General features: G+C 75.9%; 14 protein-coding genes. All 14 read right to left on the bottom strand.

The genetic code is table 11. The annotated features are described in order from the left end of the window. Positions 1-73: 73 nt before the first annotated feature. The gene (locus BLW63_RS11280) at positions 74-373 is read right to left on the bottom strand and encodes a YggT family protein (protein WP_091155528.1); all 300 of its coding nucleotides are present in this window, start codon (positions 371-373) and stop codon (positions 74-76) included. Between the two features lie 54 nt (positions 374-427). Beyond that, positions 428-1222: a cell division protein SepF gene (locus tag BLW63_RS28570; RefSeq protein WP_091155524.1), complete on the bottom strand. Its 795-nt coding sequence runs from the start codon at positions 1220-1222 to the stop codon at positions 428-430. Between the two features lie 31 nt (positions 1223-1253). Further along, positions 1254-1994, bottom strand: a complete 741-nt coding sequence (locus BLW63_RS11270; RefSeq protein ID WP_091155520.1) for a YggS family pyridoxal phosphate-dependent enzyme — start codon at positions 1992-1994, stop codon at positions 1254-1256. 65 nt (positions 1995-2059) lie between these two features. Beyond that, on the bottom strand, positions 2060-2791 hold the full coding sequence (gene pgeF / locus BLW63_RS11265) for a peptidoglycan editing factor PgeF (RefSeq protein WP_211517083.1): 732 nt from the start codon (positions 2789-2791) through the stop codon (positions 2060-2062). A 235-nt stretch (positions 2792-3026) separates the two neighbouring features. Continuing rightward, positions 3027-4313 (bottom strand): cell division protein FtsZ, encoded by a 1287-nt coding sequence (gene ftsZ / locus BLW63_RS11260; protein WP_091155518.1) that lies wholly within the window; start codon positions 4311-4313, stop codon positions 3027-3029. A gap of 358 nt (positions 4314-4671) precedes the next feature. Then, the gene (locus BLW63_RS11255) at positions 4672-5133 is read right to left on the bottom strand and encodes a peroxidase-related enzyme (protein WP_244522539.1); all 462 of its coding nucleotides are present in this window, start codon (positions 5131-5133) and stop codon (positions 4672-4674) included. A gap of 268 nt (positions 5134-5401) precedes the next feature. Then, entirely contained in the window at positions 5402-6217 is an 816-nt protein-coding gene (locus tag BLW63_RS11250; protein WP_244522504.1) for a cell division protein FtsQ/DivIB, read from the bottom strand. Then, entirely contained in the window at positions 6214-7671 is a 1458-nt protein-coding gene (gene murC, locus BLW63_RS11245) for a UDP-N-acetylmuramate--L-alanine ligase (RefSeq protein ID WP_091155515.1), read from the bottom strand. The genes BLW63_RS11250 and murC overlap by 4 nt, the downstream gene beginning before the upstream one ends. Then, on the bottom strand, positions 7668-8774 hold the full coding sequence (gene murG / locus BLW63_RS11240) for an undecaprenyldiphospho-muramoylpentapeptide beta-N-acetylglucosaminyltransferase (RefSeq protein WP_091155511.1): 1107 nt from the start codon (positions 8772-8774) through the stop codon (positions 7668-7670). The genes murC and murG overlap by 4 nt, the downstream gene beginning before the upstream one ends. A gap of 79 nt (positions 8775-8853) precedes the next feature. Further along, a complete protein-coding gene (gene ftsW / locus BLW63_RS11235; protein ID WP_091155508.1) occupies positions 8854-10386 on the bottom strand; it encodes a putative lipid II flippase FtsW in 1533 nt (510 codons plus the stop codon). Positions 10387-10597: 211 nt separating this feature from the next. Beyond that, entirely contained in the window at positions 10598-11677 is a 1080-nt protein-coding gene (mraY, locus tag BLW63_RS11230; RefSeq protein WP_091155504.1) for a phospho-N-acetylmuramoyl-pentapeptide-transferase, read from the bottom strand. Further along, on the bottom strand, positions 11674-13095 hold the full coding sequence (locus tag BLW63_RS11225) for a UDP-N-acetylmuramoyl-tripeptide--D-alanyl-D-alanine ligase (RefSeq protein ID WP_091155501.1): 1422 nt from the start codon (positions 13093-13095) through the stop codon (positions 11674-11676). Before BLW63_RS11225 ends, mraY begins: the two co-directional genes overlap by 4 nt. 73 nt (positions 13096-13168) lie before the next feature. Continuing rightward, positions 13169-14740 carry a UDP-N-acetylmuramoyl-L-alanyl-D-glutamate--2,6-diaminopimelate ligase gene (locus BLW63_RS11220; RefSeq protein WP_091155497.1) on the bottom strand — a complete coding sequence of 524 codons (1572 nt, stop codon included), beginning with the start codon at positions 14738-14740 and terminating at the stop codon, positions 13169-13171. Positions 14741-14885: 145 nt separating this feature from the next. Further along, positions 14886-16730: a peptidoglycan D,D-transpeptidase FtsI family protein gene (locus BLW63_RS11215; protein WP_091155494.1), complete on the bottom strand. Its 1845-nt coding sequence runs from the start codon at positions 16728-16730 to the stop codon at positions 14886-14888. Position 16731 lies beyond the last annotated feature (1 nt).

Here is a 16731-nt window from a genome sequence, read left to right as displayed (position 1 = left end):
AGGGACGACGTCGGACGAGCGGCGGACGACTCGGATCGGCCGCCGCGGCCGCGGCCCCGGCCGGGAGCGACGGTCACGCGGCGGCGAGCGCGAGGTTGTCCACGATGCCACGCAGGATGTACACGGCGATCAGGAGCACCATAAACGCGAGGTCCAGGCGGATCGACCCCAGGTTCAGCGGCGGGATCACCTTCCGGATCGCCTTGAGCGGTGGGTCGGTCGTGGCGTAGACGACCTCGAGACCCGCCGCCACCAGCCCGGACGGACGCCAGCTGCGGGCCAGCACCATCACCCAGTCGACGACGAACCGTGCGAACAGCAGCACGAGGAAGACGAGCAGGACCGACGAGAGGATGTTCCAGAAGAGTGCCACGGTCCTCGCTCGTTCAAAGGCACCCGGGGTGCCGGTCCGGTCCTGCTGCCAGACCTAGGACTCGGCGGCGAAACCACCCTCGCGGATCCGCGCCTTGTCCTCGGCCGTCACGTCGACGTCCCGCGGGCTGAGGAGGAACACCTTGTTCGTGACGCGCTCGATGCTACCGCGCAGCCCGAACGACAGACCCGCAGCGAAGTCCACGAGCCGCTTCGCGTCGGCGTCGTCCATCTCGGTCAGGTTCATGATCACCGGCTTGCCGTCGCGGAAGCTCTCGCCGATCTGGCGGGCCTCGTTGTACGTCCGCGGGTGCAGCGTGGTGATCCGGTAGGGCTGCGGCGCCGGGGCGGGCGCGGGGGCCCGCTCGGGGGTGGCGGCGACCGGCTCGCGGACGGCGAGGCCCGCGGCACCCACCGGGCCGGACACGGCGGTCGCGGGGCCGGGCACCGACGCGGCGCCGGACAGTCCGCCGAGCCGGGCGGCGCTGGCGCCGTTCGGGGTGGGCGCCAGGCCGAGGTTGCGGTTGGCCGCGGGACGACGCGGCAGGGCGAGCGGCTCGGGGTCCGGCGCCGGGGGCAGGTCGGCGTCGAGGTCGGCGAAGCGGTCGTCGCCCCGGTAGCCGTCGTCGCGGTAGTCCGGCTCGTAGCGGTCGGCCACGTCGTAGCGGTCGTCGTACCGGGCGTCGGCGGCGTAGCCGTCCTCGGCGGCGTACCGGGAGTACCGACGCTCCTCGAGGCGGTCGTAGTGGTCGGCCTCCGCCTCGCGGGTGTCGTACCGGCCGTAGGCCCGGGCGTCGTCGTCCTCCACGAGCCCGAGGTAGATGCCCATCTTGCGCATGGCTCCGGCCATCAGCCCTGCCCCTCTTCGTCCGCGCGCGTGGTCACCCGGGCTGCTGCGACCCGTGTGACTGGTGTGACTCGTCTCCCGGGGAGGGTAGGGGCCGCGTCCCGAACAGCGCGGTTCCGACACGCAGGAGCGTGCTGCCCGCGGCGACCGCCTCCTCGAGGTCGGCGGTCATGCCCGCGGAGAGGTCGCGCGCCCCGGGGTGGTCGGCGCGGACCCGCTCGGCGAGGGCGGCCAGCCGCGCGAAGGCGGGGCCCGGCGCGACCCCGCGCGGGGCGACCGCCATGAGGCCGCGCAGCACCAGTCCCTCCTCGGCGGCGACGGCGTCGGCCAGCGCCGGCACCTCGGCCGGGTCGGCCCCGCCGCGGGCGGCCAGCTCCCCCTCGGGGCCGCCGAGGTCGACCTGCAGGAACACCTCGACCGGCCGCCCGGTCTCGGCGCCGGCCCGGGCCAGGGTCCGGGCCAGCGGGAGGCGGTCGACGGAGTGGACGACGACGCCGAGCCGGGCGACCGCGGCGGCCTTGTTCCGCTGCAGCTGCCCCACCATGTGCCAGCGCAACGCCAGGTCGGCCAGCTCGGCGGCCTTGCTGGTCAGCTCCTGGGCGCGGTTCTCCCCGAAGTCGGCGTGGCCGAGCGCGGCGAGCTCCCGGACGGCGGCCGCGGGCCAGGTCTTGCTCACCGCCACCAGCCCCACCTCGGCGGGGTCCCGGCCCGCCGCGCGTGCCGCGGCGGCGATGCGGTCGCGGACGGCCTGCAGGCGCTCGGCCGGAGAGGTCATGGCCGGATCCTCCCCCGCTCCGTGCCCACCCACGGCCCCCGGTCGCTCGCGTCCGCGGAGGTCCGTCAACCGAGCCAGACGACCCCGGCCTGGCGCCCGGTGACGCCGTCGCGGCGGTGGGAGAAGAGGAAGCGGTCCTCGACGGTGCACCGCGGGTCGTGCACGACCTGCCCGACGCCCGCGCCGCGCAGCAGCTCGGCCAACCCGGCCCGCAGGTCCAGCCCCGGCGTCCCGCGGCGGGTGCGCACCGCCGCGGCGGGCGCGACGCGGGCCACCTCGACCTGCATCGCCCGCGGCACCTCGTAGCAGGCGCCGCAGACGGCCGGGCCGAGCAGCGCGGTCACGTCGGCGGGGCGGCTGCCCAGACCCGCCATGACGGCCAGCGTGGCGGGGACGACGCCGGCGCGCACGCCCGCCCGCCCGGCGTGCACCCCGGCCACGACGCCTTCGACGGGATCGGCGAGCAGCACCGGGACGCAGTCGGCGACCAGCACGCACAGCACCAGCCCCGGGGTGCGGGTGACGACGGCGTCGGTGCCCTCCAGCGGGCCCTCGACCGGACCGTCGACGACGGCGACCCGCGTGCCGTGGACCTGGTCCATCCACACCAGCCGGTCGAGGGGGACGCCGAGCTCGCGAGCGAGTCGCCCGCGGTTGGCCGCGACGGCGGCCGGGTCGTCGCCGACGTGCCCGCCGAGGTTGAAGGAGTCGTACGGAGACGCGGACCGGCCGCCCCGCCGGTCGGTGACGACCCGTCGGGGTCGCACCGCCGGCGAGGCGGCCGGAACGGAGCTCACGGCGCGCGCCGAGCGCAGGGGGTCACGCGCGCGGCCCCCGTGCAGGGGCCCGCCACGAGCGTGGTGAGCGCCTGGAGCGGCCACCGTTCAGGGGCCCGCGCCGAGCCTGCGAGGCGTGGGGGGAAGGGTGCGGCCCCCGTGCAGGGGCCCGCCACGAGCGTGCTGAGCGCCTGAAACGGCCACCGTTCAGGGGCCCGCGCCGAGCCTGCGAGGCGTGGGGGGAAGGGTGGTCCTTTCACTGACGGAGGAACTCCGGGATGTCGAGCTCCTCCTCGAAGTCCTCGTTGGACAGCGGCCGACGGCCCGCGGCGTTGCCGTTGGCGTTGGCACCCGGCACGGGCGGCAGCGGCGGCACGGTGATGCCGCCGCCGGCAGCCGGGCGGCCGGGCAGCTGCGAGGTCGACGGCGGGTGGGGCTGCGCCTGCGGCGGCTGGGCCGAGCCGACCAGCCGCTCCCCCGTCGGGAGGCCCGCGACCGGCTGCGGCTGCACGACCGGCATCCGCGGGGCGGTCGGCGGGGCCACCGGCGCGGCGGCCGACACCGACGCCATCCCGGCCTCCTTGCGACCCTGCGGCTTGCCACCGTCGAAGCCGGCGGCGATGACGGTGACCCGCACCTCGTCGCCGAGGGCGTCGTCGATGACCGCGCCGAAGATGATGTTGGCGTCGGCGTGCGCCGCGTCGGAGACCAGCGAGGCGGCCTCGTTGATCTCGAACAGGCCGAGGTCCGAACCACCGGAGATCGACAGCAGCACGCCGTGGGCGCCCTCCATCGAGGCCTCCAGCAGCGGGCTGGCGATCGCCTGCTCGGCGGCCAGCAGCGCGCGGTTGTCACCGCGCGCGCTGCCGATGCCCATGAGGGCCGACCCGGCGCCGGACATGACCGACTTGACGTCGGCGAAGTCCAGGTTGATCAGACCCGGCGTGGTGATCAGGTCGGTGATGCCCTGGACACCGGAGAGCAGCACCTGGTCGGCGGTCCGGAAGGCGTCCATGACGCTGACGTTCCGGTCGCCGAGCTGCAGCAGCCGATCGTTGGGGATGACGATGAGCGTGTCGCACTCGTTGCGCAGCTCCTCGATGCCCGACTCGGCCTGCACGGCCCGCCGCTTGCCCTCGAAGGAGAACGGGCGGGTGACCACGCCGATGGTGAGCGCGCCGAGCTTGCGCGCGATCGAGGCGACGACCGGCGCGCCGCCGGTGCCGGTGCCACCGCCCTCGCCGGCGGTCACGAAGACCATGTCGGCGCCCTTGAGCACCTCCTCGATCTCCTCGCGGTGGTCCTCGGCGGCCTGCCGGCCGACGTCGGGCTGCGCGCCCGCGCCGAGCCCGCGGGTGAGCTCACGGCCGACGTCGAGCTTGACGTCCGCGTCGCTCATCAGCAGCGCCTGCGCGTCGGTGTTGATGGCGATGAACTCGACCCCCTTGAGGCCGACCTCGATCATCCGGTTAACCGCGTTCACCCCGCCGCCGCCGATGCCGACGACCTTGATGACCGCGAGGTAGTTGTGCGGAGGTGTCATGTGGGGCTCCCGACCTCGACCCTCATCCTCAAGTAAAGCCTTATAGTTATGTCAACTAGGTCGACGCGCACGAAGTTAGGTGGGCGTTCACCGGCGCTACAAGCACCCTCCTGGGACCGGCGTGTCGGGATGGCGTGTGCACACGCATCCCGGACAACGCACTGGCCACATCTGCACCACCATGCGTGACGACCCGCCTGGCCGCGACCTCAGGTGGGGGTCGAGGGCCGGAACATGCCCGGCACCGGGAACCGGTGAAGTGATCTGCGGCGTCGGGCGTGTCGGCGCGTCGCGCGTGTCGGCGGCGTCTCTCCCCGGACACGCCCTGGCACCGGACGGCGACCCAGCGCAGTCCCCGCTACTGCCGGGGCACCCGTCCCATCAGGAAGAACTCCTCGTTCGGCGGGATCGCCGCCCAGTGCGGCAGCCGGTTGGACAGCGCGAACAACGACGCGATCGCCCCGACGTCCCACACGTCGTCCTCGGTCAGGCCGTGGCCACGCAGCCGGTCGAGGTCGGCGGCGGTGACCGTCGCCGGCTGCGCCGCCAGCCGGACGGCGATCTCGAGCACGGCGTGCAGCCGCGCGGACACCGGCGCCTTGCGCCAGTCGACCGCGACCTGGTCGGCGAGGTACGGGTCGCGGGCGCGGATCCGCGCGATGGCCCCGTGGGCGACCACGCAGTGCAGGCAGTCGTTGGCCGCGCTGGTGGCGACGACGACCAGCTCCCGGTCGGCGGTGGACAGTCCCGGGGTGTCCTGGTCCATGAGCGCGTCGTGCAGCGCGAAGAACGCCGCCGCCTCGGCCGGCCGCCAGGCCAGCGCGGCGAAGACGTCGGGCAGGAAGCCCGCGCGCTCCTCGACGGCCGCCTAGCGCTCGCGCAGCTGCTCGGGCAGCTCGTCGCGCGGGGGACGGGGAAGCGGCTGGCCGGCCCGGTGCTCACCGGCCCACCTGCACCCGCCGGATGCGGCTCGGCCACCGCCACGGCGGCCCCGCCGGCCCCGTCGAGGGGCTCGCCGCGAGCCTGCGAGTGCTGAGGAGGACGGGGTCCTCCTCCTGGCGAGGGGTGGGGAGGACGGGGTCCTCCGATCACCGCAGGACGACCGCCGCCGGCGTGCTGACGTCGATGGTCCCGGCCGGTTCGAGTGCCCCGCTCTCCAGCTGCACGAGCAGTGCGACCAGCGCGTCGGCCTTGTCGCCGGCCCGCTCGGCGCTCCCCCACAGCACGGTGGTGCCGTCCTCGAGGGTGAGCGTGACGTCCTCGGCGCTGGTCGCCCGGGCGTCGGCCAGGTCGACGCGGACGTCCTCCGGCAGCGCGACCAGGGCGGCCAGCGCGGCGCGGGTGGCGGGGTCCTCGGGACCGGGGTCGGCCACCTCGAGCGGCACCACGCCGACCGGCGGGTACCCGGTGACCGTGTCGAAGAGGACGCCGTCGGCATCGACCAGGGAGCGGGCCCCGGACTCCTCCACCACCGCGACCGGTACCCGCTCCACCACGGTGACGACGACGCTGCGCGGCCAGCCGCGGGTCACCTCGACGTCGGCCACCTGCGGCAGCCGGGCGACCCGGGCCTCGGCGGCGTCGACGTCGACCCGCAGCAGCGGCGTCCCCTCGTCGATGCCGGCGACGTCGACGACCTCGGCGGCGGTCAGCGTGCCGGCGCCGTCCACCCGGACGGTGGCGACGGCGAGCACGGGGCTGCCCCACAGCAGCCAGGCCGACAGGCCCAGGACGGCGGCGAGCACGCCGCCGCGCACGAGCAGCCGCCGCCGGCGGGCGGCCGGGGTGTCCCGCCGCGGCCGCCGCCGGGCGGTCGGCCGGCGGCGGGGACGCGCCTCGGCTCCGGCCCGGGAGGACCCCCCGCCGCCGGCGCGGTCGCTGGTGGTCGTCCCCGAGCGGCTCACCGCGCGGTGCCTCCCGGGTCGCCGGTCCCCGGCGCGGACCGGGCGCGCAGGGCCTCGAGCACCTCCGGGCCGACCATCGACACGTTGCCCGCCCCCATGGTGATCACCAGGTCGCCGGGCTGCGCGCGCTCGGCCAGTGCCGGCGCCGCCGCCGACCAGGACGGCTCGAAGTGCACCTGCCCGGCCGGCAGGGCGACCGCGTCGGCGACCATCGCACCGGTCACGCCGGGGACGGGGTCCTCGCGGGCGCCGTAGACGTCCATGACCACGACCTCGTCGGCGAGGCCGAGCGCCGCGCCGAACGCGGCGGCGAACTCGCGGGTGCGGCTGTACAGGTGGGGCTGGAACGCCACCACCACCCGGCCGCTGCCGGCCACCGCCCGTGCGGCGCGCAGCTGGGCCTCGACCTCGGTGGGGTGGTGGGCGTAGTCGTCGTAGACCCGCACCCCGCCGACGCTGCCCTTGAGCTCGAAGCGCCGGTGCACCCCGCCGAAGCGGCCGAGACCGGTGATCAGCTGCTCCGCCGGAAGGCCCAGCTCCAGCCCGGCCAGCAGCGCGGCCGCGCTGTTGCGGGCCATGTGCTCGCCGGGCACCCGGATCGAGACCCGGCCGAGCACCGCGCCGTCGAGGACCGCGGTCCAGGCGGTGGTCTCCGGGCCGACCTCGACGTCGACCAGGCGCAGGTCGCTGTCCTCGGCGGCGCCGTAGGTGCGCACGCGGGCGGGGATGGGCACGGTGCGCAGCCGCGCCGAGCCCGGGTCGTCGGCGCACAGCACGACGAAGCCCGCGGGGTCCAGCGTCTGCAGGAACCGGTCGAACGCGGCCTCGACGGCGGCGAGGTCGCCGTAGTTGTCCAGGTGGTCGGCCTCGACGTTGGTGACGATCGCGCCGTGCGGGGCCAGCAGCAGGAAGGAGCGGTCGCTCTCGTCGGCCTCGGCGACGAAGACGTCGCCCTTGCCGGCGTGCGCGTTGCTGCCCGACTCGTTGAGGTCACCGCCGATGGCGAAGGAGGGGTCCACGCCGCAGGCCTGCACCGCGACGGTGAGCATCGAGGTCGTCGAGGTCTTCCCGTGCGTGCCGGCGACGGCGACGCTGCGCTTGCCGGCCATCACCGCGGCCAGCGCCACCGCGCGGGGCAGCACCCTCAGGGACCGCTCGCGGGCGGCGGCCAGCTCGGGGTTGTCGTCGCGGATGGCGGTGGAGACGACGACGGTGTCGGCGTCCCCCAGGTGCGCCGGGTCGTGCCCCAGCTCCACCCGGGCACCCAGCGCCCGCAGCGCCAGCAGCGTCGGGGTGTCGCGGCGGTCGCTGCCCGAGACGGGCACGCCGCGAGCCAGCAGGATGCGCGCGATGCCGCTCATCCCGGCCCCGCCGATGCCGACGAAGTGCACCGCGCCGAGCTCCTCGAGGCTCGGCACCGGATCGGTCCAGGCCGCCACGGCTGCGGCGCTCACGTGCCGGCCACCTCCAGCACGATGTCGGCGAGACGGTCGTCGGCGTCGCGGGCGCCGGCGGCCGCGGCGTGCTCGGCGTACCGGACCAGCGTGGCCGGGTCCGTGACCATCGGGATGACGTGCTCCTCGATCCAGGACGGCGACAGGTCGGCGTCGTCCACGAGCAGTCCTCCCCCGGCCTCGACGACGGGCAGCGCGTTGAGCCGCTGCTCCCCGTTGCCGATGGGCAGCGGCACGAACACCGCAGGCAGGCCGACCGCGGACAGCTCGGCAACCGTCACCGCCCCGGACCGGCACAGGGCCAGGTCGGCGGCGGCGTAGGCGAGGTCCATGCGCTCGAGGTAGTCGACGACGACGTAGGGGGCGTGCCCGGCCGCGCGCGGCGGCACGGTCACGTCGGTGTTCTTGGGCCCGCGGGCGTGCAGCACCTGCACACCGGCGGCGGCGAGCGCGTCGGCGGCGCCCACGGCGGCCCGGTTGAGCGAGGCCGCGCCCTGCGACCCGCCGAAGACGAGCAGCGTGGGCCGGTCGGCGTCCAGACCGAAGGCGGCCCGGGCCTCGGCGCGGCGGGCGGGGCGGTCCAGCGTGCTGATCGCCGTCCGCAGCGGCATGCCGACGTGCTCGGCGCCGTGCAGCGGCGTGCCGGGCGCGGTGACCGCCACCCGCGCGGCCACCCGCGCGCCGATGCGGTTGGCCAGGCCCGGCAGCGCGTTCTGCTCGTGCACGACGACCGGCACCCGCGCCCGGCGGGCGGCCAGGTAGGCCGGCAGCGCCACGTAGCCGCCGAAGCCGACGACGACGTCCGCGGACAGCTCCCGCAGCAGCGCCCGCGTCTCGGACACCGAGCGCACCACCCGGCCGGGCACCCGCAGCAGGTCGACGGTGGGCCGGCGCGGCAGCGGCACCGGCGGGATCAGCCGCAGGTCGAAGCCGCGGGCGGGCACCAGCCGGGTCTCCATGCCGCGGGCGGTGCCCAGGCAGGTGATCCGCAGCCCGCCCATCACCGCGCCGCGACGCAGAAGCGCGTCGGCCAGGGCGAGCATCGGCTCGATGTGCCCGCCGGTGCCGCCCCCGGCGAGGACGACGCTCGTGCGTGCGCTCATCCCGTGCTCCCTGCTGCGCTCCCGCGGGGCGCTCCGCTCTTCGCTCGTTCCTCGCCGACGGGCGCCCGCCCCCGTCCGCTCACCGCGGCCGCCGCGGCGACTCGGTGGCTCGGGCCCGCGGCGGCGGCTGCCGGCGGGCCTCGGGCACCCGGCCGCGGGCCTCCGTCGTCCGCCGCTCGCGGGCGGGCGCCCGCTCGCGCGGGGCACGCTCCCCGGGCGGGGCCGGGACGACCCGGGCGACGGTGCGCGCGCCGGGGCCCGGGGCGCGGCGGGCGAGCCGCTCGGGGGTGCCGTCGGACCCCTCGTCGGGCCGCTCGGGACGGCGGGCGCGGCGCGGGCGCACCGGGTCGACGACCCGCTCGGACACCGGCAGCAGCCAGCGGGACAGCCGGCCGCGGTCGGCCCGTCGCAGGTGCTCGACGGCCTCGGGCTCGGAGCGGGCGAAGCGGATGAGCAGGCCCACGATGAACAGGGTCAGCACCAACGAGGTACCGCCGGCGGAGACCAGCGGCAGCGTCAGGCCGGTGACCGGCAGCAGACCCACCACATAGCCCATATTCAGCGCCGCCTGGCCGACCAGCCACACGGTGATCGCCACGCAGGCCAGCTGCACGAACCGGTCGGTCGAGCGGCGGGCGATCCGGAAGCCGGCGTGGGCGAGCACGCCGTAGAGGGCGATCACGGCCAGGCAGCCGAGGAAGCCGAGCTCCTCGCCGATGATCGCGAAGATGTAGTCCGACTCCGCCTCGGGCAGCAGGTTCCACTTCATCGCGCTGTTGCCCAGGCCCACACCCCACAGCCCGCCGGTCGCCAGCGCGTAGAAGCCGCGGATGGCCTGGAAACCGGTGTCGGAGGGATCGGCGAACGGGTCGAGGAACGAGGTGATCCGCTCCATGCGGTAGGGCGCGACGACGACCATCAGCGCGACCATCGCGACCCCGGCCGCGGTGAACGCGGCGAACCAGCGGCGCGGCAGCCCGCCGGCCCAGAGCAGGCCCACCAGCACCAGGCCGAGGCTCACCACCCCGCCGAAGTCCGGCTCGAGGATGAGCAGCAGCGACAGGACGCCGAACACCGGCAGCAGCGGGACCAGCAGCGTCCGGACCGTGAGGAAGCGGTCCCGCAGCGCCAGGACGTGCGCGCCCCACAGCGCGAACACCAGCTTGGCCAGCTCGGAGGGCTGGAAGTTGGTGAAGCCGAGGTCGATCCAGGCGCGGGAGCCGTTGAGCTCCATCCCGATGCCGGGCACCAGCACCGCGACCAGCAGGACCGCGGCGACGACGAGTCCGACCGGCGCCCAGCGGCGGACCAGCCCGACCGGCAGCCGCACCGCCACCAGCAGCGCGACCAGGCCGATGACGGCGAAGACGACCTGGTCCACGCCCGGTCGCCAGGCGGGCTGGTCGTCGAGCGCGGCCTCGATGGCCGAGGCGGAGAAGACCATGACCAGGCCGATGGCCAGCAGCATGCCCGCCGCGCCGACGACGAGCTGGAAGCTCGTCAGGGGGCCGTCGAGCCAGGCCGGGGGCGCGAACCGGCGGACCGGCGTCCTGCGCCCGGCCCCACCGGTCCGGCGCCGCGCGGGAGCGGTCGGGACGCCGGAGGACTCCATCCGGCCATCGTCGCCGCTGGGGCCGGTTCCCCGGCGCACCGTGCGGGCGTGTCGCAGCGGTGAGGCGCTGGAACGGCCACCCTTCAGCAGGAGGAGTCCTCCCCCCCGACACTCGGAGAAGGACCCCGTCCTCCCCAACCCTCGCAAGCTCGGGACGGGGCCGGGGACCCTGCAGGGGGCCGACGCGGCGTGGGGGAAGGGTGGCCCTTCTTCACAGGCCCGTGACGGCGAGCCAGTCGGCGTAGAACAGGCCCAGCCCGAAGGCGACCGACATCCCGGTCACCAGCCAGAAGCGGACGATCACCGTGTTCTCGGTCCAGCCGGCCAGCTCGAAGTGGTGGTGCAGCGGGGCCATGCGGAAGACCCGGCGCCGGGTGGCGCGGAAGAAGGCCACCTGGATGACCACCGACAGCGTGACCGCGACGAACAGCCCGCCCAGCACGACCAGCAGCAGCTGGGTGCGGGTGACGACGGCGAGGCCCGCGAGCAGCCCGCCCAGGGCCAGCGAGCCGGTGTCGCCCATGAAGATCCGCGCGGGGCTGGTGTTCCACCACAGGAAGCCCAGGCAGGCGCCCAGCCCGGCGGCCGCCACCAGCGTGACGTCCAGCGGGTCGCGGACGATGTAGCAGCCCTCGATCAGCTCGCTGGTGCAGTCGTGGGTGAACTGCCAGAACGAGATGATCGTGTAGGCGCCGCAGACCATCGCCGAGCAGCCGGCCGCCAGCCCGTCGAGGCCGTCGGTGAGGTTGACCGCGTTGGAGAACCCGGCGATGAACAGGTACGCGAGGACGACGAAGCCGACCGAGCCCAGGAACAGCGGGTCGATGTCGCGGACGTAGGAGACGAACTCCGAGGCCGGGGTGATGCCGGCCTCGTCGGGGAAGTTCAGCGCCAGGACGGCGAAGGCGACCCCGATGACCAGCTGGCCGACCAGCTTGGAGGTCTTGTTCAGTCCGAGGCTGCGCCGGAAGCGGATCTTGAGGTAGTCGTCGAGGAAGCCGACGGTGCCCAGGCCCACCATGAGGAACAGCACCAGCAGCCCGCTGGCCGACGGCCCGCGGCCGGGCTGGTCGATCAGGAAGAGGTGGGCGATGAAGTAGCCGCCGACGGTGGCTCCGACGATGACGGTGCCGCCCATCGTGGGCGTGCCCTTCTTCGACAGGTGGCTCTCCGGGCCGTCGTCCCGGATCTCCTGGCCGAAGCCCTTGCGGCGGAACAGGTGGACGGCGACCGGCGTGGCCAGAATCGAGATGATCAGCCCAAACGCGGCCGCGATCAGGATCGATCTCACGTGCCTGCCCCGGCGGCGAGGAGGTCGGCCGCGAGCACCTCGAGCCCGTAGGACCGGCTGGCCTTCACCAGCACGACGTCACCGGGCACCAGCACCTCCGTCAGCAGTTCCCGGGCAGCCGCCCGGTCGGGCACGCGCACGGCGCCCTGGTCTCCGCCCTCGCCCCGACCCGCCCCCGCGGCGAGCGCGCCGTCGGCTATCCCTACCGCATCCGGTCCGACGGCCACGACCAGGTCGACCCCCGCGGCCACGGCGTCCCGGCCCAGCCGCTCGTGCTCGTCGGCGGCGCCGGGGCCCAGCTCGGCCATGCCACCCAGGACGGCGACCCGGCGCCGCGCGGGCAGCCCGGCCAGCGCGGCGAGCGCGGCGCGCATCGACTCGGGGTTGGCGTTGTAGGCGTCGTTGACCACGGTCACGCCGTCCTCCCGGCGGGTGACCTCCATCCGCCAGCGGCTGCGCGGCACGGCGGCCGACAGCGCGGTCGCGACGTCCTCGGGCGTCATCCCGGCCGCCAGCGCGGCGCCGGCGGCCGACAGCGCGTTGGCGACCTGGTGCTCGCCGACGACCTGCAACCCGACCGCCGCGCGCGCACCCCCGGTGACCAGCGTGAAGCCGGCGCGGCCGGCCTCGTCGAGGACGACGTCCTCCGCGCGCACCTCGGCGCCCACCGACCGGCCGGTGGTGACCACGCGGGCGCGGGTGCGCGGCGCCATGCCGACCACCCGCGGGTCGTCGGCGTTGAGGACGGCGGTGCCCTCGGCGGGCAGCGCCGCCACCAGCTCGCCCTTGGCGACGGCGATCCCGTCGGCCGAGCCGAACTCGCCCAGGTGCGCCGAGCCGACGTTGAGGACGACGCCGACGTCGGGACGGGCCACCCGGCACAGGCGGGCGATGTGCCCGGGCCCGCGCGAGCCCATCTCCAGCACCAGGAAGCGGGTGTCGCCGTCGGCGTCGAGCACGGTGAGCGGCAGCCCGATGTCGTTGTTGTACGAGCCGGGCGGGCTGACGGTGGCGCCGGCCGTGGCGAGCACCTGGCCGAGCAGGTCCTTGGTGCTGGTCTTGCCCGAGGAGCCGGTGATGCCGATCGTGACCAGGCGGTGTCCTCGCGCTCCGCCCGCGCCCGCCAGCCGGGTGTGCACCGCGGCGGCCAGCCGGCCGAGCGCGGCGACCGGCTCGTCGACGACCACGCAGGGCAGCGCGGGGTCCGGGCGGGTGGTCAGCGCGGCGACCGCGCCGGCGTCGGCGGCGGCGCGCAGGAAGTCGGAGCCGTCGACCCGCTCGCCGGGCACGGCGACGAACAGGTCGCCCGGTGCGACGGTGCGGGAGTCGACGGTGACCTTCCCCGTGATGGCGCCGCCGCCGGCGGTCAGCTCGCCACCCACCGCCTCGGCCACGTCGGCGAGGCTCAACTGGATCACGGGGTCTCCTCGCTGGCGCTCGTCAGCCCCGTGCTCCGGGATGCTGTGTGCTCGCGCGACCTGGCGAGCTCGGTCATGAGGATGGCTCCGCCCCGGCCGGCGCGCGCTGCGCCAGGGCCTCGCGCAGCACGGCGCGGTCGTCGAACGGGTGCAGGGTGCCGGCCACCTCCTGGCCGGTCTCGTGGCCCTTGCCCGCCACGAGAACGGCGTCGCCGGGCCGGGCGCGGTCGACGGCGGCGGCGATGGCGGCGCGGCGGTCGCCGATCTCGAGCACGTCCCCGCGCCGGTCGGCGGGGACGCCGGCCAGCATCGCCGCGCGGATGGCGGCGGGGTCCTCCGAGCGCGGGTTGTCGTCGGTGACGACGAGCAGGTCGCTGCCGCCCGCCGCGGCCTCCCCCATCGCCGCCCGCTTGCCAGGGTCGCGGTCGCCTCCGCAGCCGAGCACGGTGATCACCCTGCCGGGTGTCGAGGCGCGCAGCGCGGCGAGCGCGGTGGTGACGGCGTCGGGGGTGTGCGCGTAGTCGACGACGGCGACGAACGGCTGGCCGGCGTCCACCGGCTCCATCCGGCCGGGCACCACGGTCTCGGCGACGCCGGCCAGCGCTGTCCCCACCGGGACGCCGACCGCGTCGAGCAGCGCCACGGCGAGGACCGCGTTGGCGACGTTGAACCGGCCGGGCAGCCGCACCCGCGCCGGCCACGTGCGCCCGCCGGGACCGGTGAGGGTGAACGCCGTCCCGCCGTCGGGTGCGGGGGTCAGGCCGCTCGCCGCCCAGTCGGCGTCGGCGCCCTGGCTCGAGACGGTGACCGCGCGGCGGTCGCCGAGCATGCCGGCCAGCCGTCGCCCGTGCGGGTCGTCGACGTCGACCACCTCGACGGCGGCGCGGCCGTCGAAGAGGCGCGCCTTGGCCTGGAAGTAGTCCTCGAAGTCGGTGTGGAAGTCCAGGTGGTCGCGGCCGAGGTTGGTGAAGCCGGCCGCGGCGAAGGGGATGCCGCCCACGCGGCCGAGCACCAGCGCGTGGCTGGAGACCTCCATGACCACCGTCTGCACGCCGGAGTCGGCCATCCGGGCCAGCAGCGCGTGCAGGGCGGGGGCCTCCGGCGTGGTCCGCACGCTGGGCAGGGTGGTGACCGTCGGCGCGCCGTCGGCGGCCCGACCGCGGGTGCGGGTCTCGACGGTGCCGACCAGGCCGGTGCGGCGACCGGCGGCGGCCAGGCCGGCCTCGACCAGGTAACTGGTCGTCGTCTTGCCGTTGGTGCCGGTGATCCCGACGACCTGCAGCCGCCGGGCCGGCTCGCCGTACACGCGCGCGGCGACCGCGCCGAGCAGCGCACGCGGATCGTCGACGACGCAGACCGGGAGGCCGGTGGCGGCGGCCTGCTCGCGGCCGGTGGGGTCGGTGAGGACGGCGACCGCGCCCCGCGCCGCGGCGTCGGCGGCGTAGCGCGCCCCGTGGGTGCGGGCGCCGGGGAGGGCGGCGTAGAGGTCGCCCGGGCCCACGTCGGCCGACGCCAGCGTCACGCCGGTGACCGCAGTGGCGGCGTCCCCCTGGACGGGCGCGCCGAGCAGGTCGGCGAGGTCGGCGAGGGTCAGCGGTCCGGCCCCCGTCGGCCGGGACCTCGTCCCCCTCCCGCTCTCGCTCACGGGACTCCAATCTACCGGCGGGCCGGCAGCGGCCCGCCGCCCACACGCGGCGGGCGCGCCGCCGCCCGACAGCGGCCCCGTCCCGGCCCGGGTTCCTGCTGCTCGTCACCCGCTCCCGGGGCGCGAGCGGAGCGCCGGGTCCCCGTCAGTCGTCCTGGCCGTCCTCCGGGCCGGTCAGCACGAAGTCGGGGCGCGGCGTGCCCGACGGCACGATGCCGTCAGCGGTCAGCGCCTGGCGCATGACGTCGGCGAACACCGGCGCGGCCACCTGGCCGCCCTCGGCGTCGCTGGTCGGCCGCTCGAGGTCGACGGCGACCACGTACTGCGGGTCGTCGGCCGGCGCGAACCCGACGAAGGTCGTCACGTAGCCGCCGCCGGCATAGCAGTTGCACTCGGGGTTGGCCCGCTGCGCGGTGCCGGTCTTGCCGGCCACCCGGAAGCCTTCCACCTGGGCCAGCGGAGCGGTGCCGCCGGGCCCCACGACGGCCTCGAGCATGCCCGCCACGTCCTCGGCGGTGGACTCGCTGAGCACCCGGGTGCTCTCCGGCGCCTCGGCCGGCTCGCCGCCGACCGCGGAGACGACGCGCGGCTCGACGCGCACCCCGCCGTTGGCGATCGCCTGGTAGACCGACGCCATCTGCAGCGTGGTCACCGAGACGCCCTGCCCGATCGGCACGTTGGCCGAGCGGCTCTCGGTCCAGTCCGCGGAGTCCTGCAGGATGCCGGCGCTCTCGCCGGGCAGCTCGATGCCGGTGGGGCTGCCCAGCCCGAAGGCCCGCAGGTAATCCTCGAGCTTCTCGTCGCCCACCAGGCGGGCCAGCATGATCGTGCCGACGTTGCTGGACTTGGCGAGGATCCCGGTGACCGTCCAGTCGATCGGCGCGTGGTCGTGGGCGTCGCGCACCACGACGTCCCCCGCCTCGATGTGGCCGTCGACGCTCAGCACGGTGTCCGCCGTCGCCCTGCCCTCCTCGACCGCCGCGGCGAGGGTGACCGCCTTGAGCACCGAGCCGGGCTCGAACACGCTGGAGACGATCGGGTTGCCCAGCAGCTCCGGGTCGGTCCGCGCGTAGTCGCCGGGGTCGTAGCCCGGGCACGAGCCCATCGCGGCGACCTGGCCGGTGCGCACGTCCAGGACGACGGCGGAGGCCCGGGTGGTCGCGCCGTCCTGGCAGGCCTCCTGCAGCCGCTGCTCGGTGACGTACTGCAGGTCGGAGTCGATGGTCAGCTCGACGGTGCGGCCGTCGACGGCGGGGGTGGACTCGTCGATGCCCGAGGGGATGGGGTGCCCGCCGCTGCCCACCTCGACCCGCCGCTCCCCCGGCGTGCCGGCCAGCTCCTCGTCGAAGGTCTGCTCGATGCCGGCCAGCCCCCGGCCCTCCCGGCCGGTGAAGCCGACGACCTGCCCGGCGACCGACCCGGCGGGGTAGAGCCGCACCGGGTCGTCCTCGGAGAAGATGCCGGCCAGCCCGAGCTCGTCGATGGCGTCGACGGTCTCCGGCGGCACCTGCGAGGCCAGGACGACGTAGCGGCCGTCCTCGGAGAGCAGGTCGGTCAGCTCGGACACCGGGACGTCGACCAGCGTGGTCAGCGCCAGCGCGGTGCGGGCCGGGTCGGCCACCAGCGTCGGGTCGGCGGTGATCCGGGAGGCCTCGACCGTGTAGGCCAGCGGGTTGCCGTCGCGGTCCACGACCGCGCCGCGCAGCGGCGCGATGTCCTGCACGCGGATGCGGTCCTGGGTGGCGGCGAGCGCGTACTCGCCGCTGTCGACGCCCTGCAGCAGCCACAGCTTGCCGGTGATCACCAGCAGCGGGACGACGACGAGGACGAAGCCGACGCTCAGCCGACGGGAGCTGGTCTTCAGCGCGCCGGGCACCCGCCGGCTGCCGGGGGCGCGGCGGGAGGTGAAGGCACCGGTTCCCGCGCCGCGCAGGGGGGCGCGGTCGGCGGGACGCCGGCGGGGTGCGGGCGGGCGGGGTGGGGTGGCCACA

The organism is Geodermatophilus africanus, from assembly GCF_900107105.1.
In the GTDB taxonomy this organism is placed as follows: Bacteria; Actinomycetota; Actinomycetes; order Mycobacteriales; family Geodermatophilaceae; genus Geodermatophilus; species Geodermatophilus africanus.
This window is presented reverse-complemented; position numbering and strand designations above follow the sequence as displayed.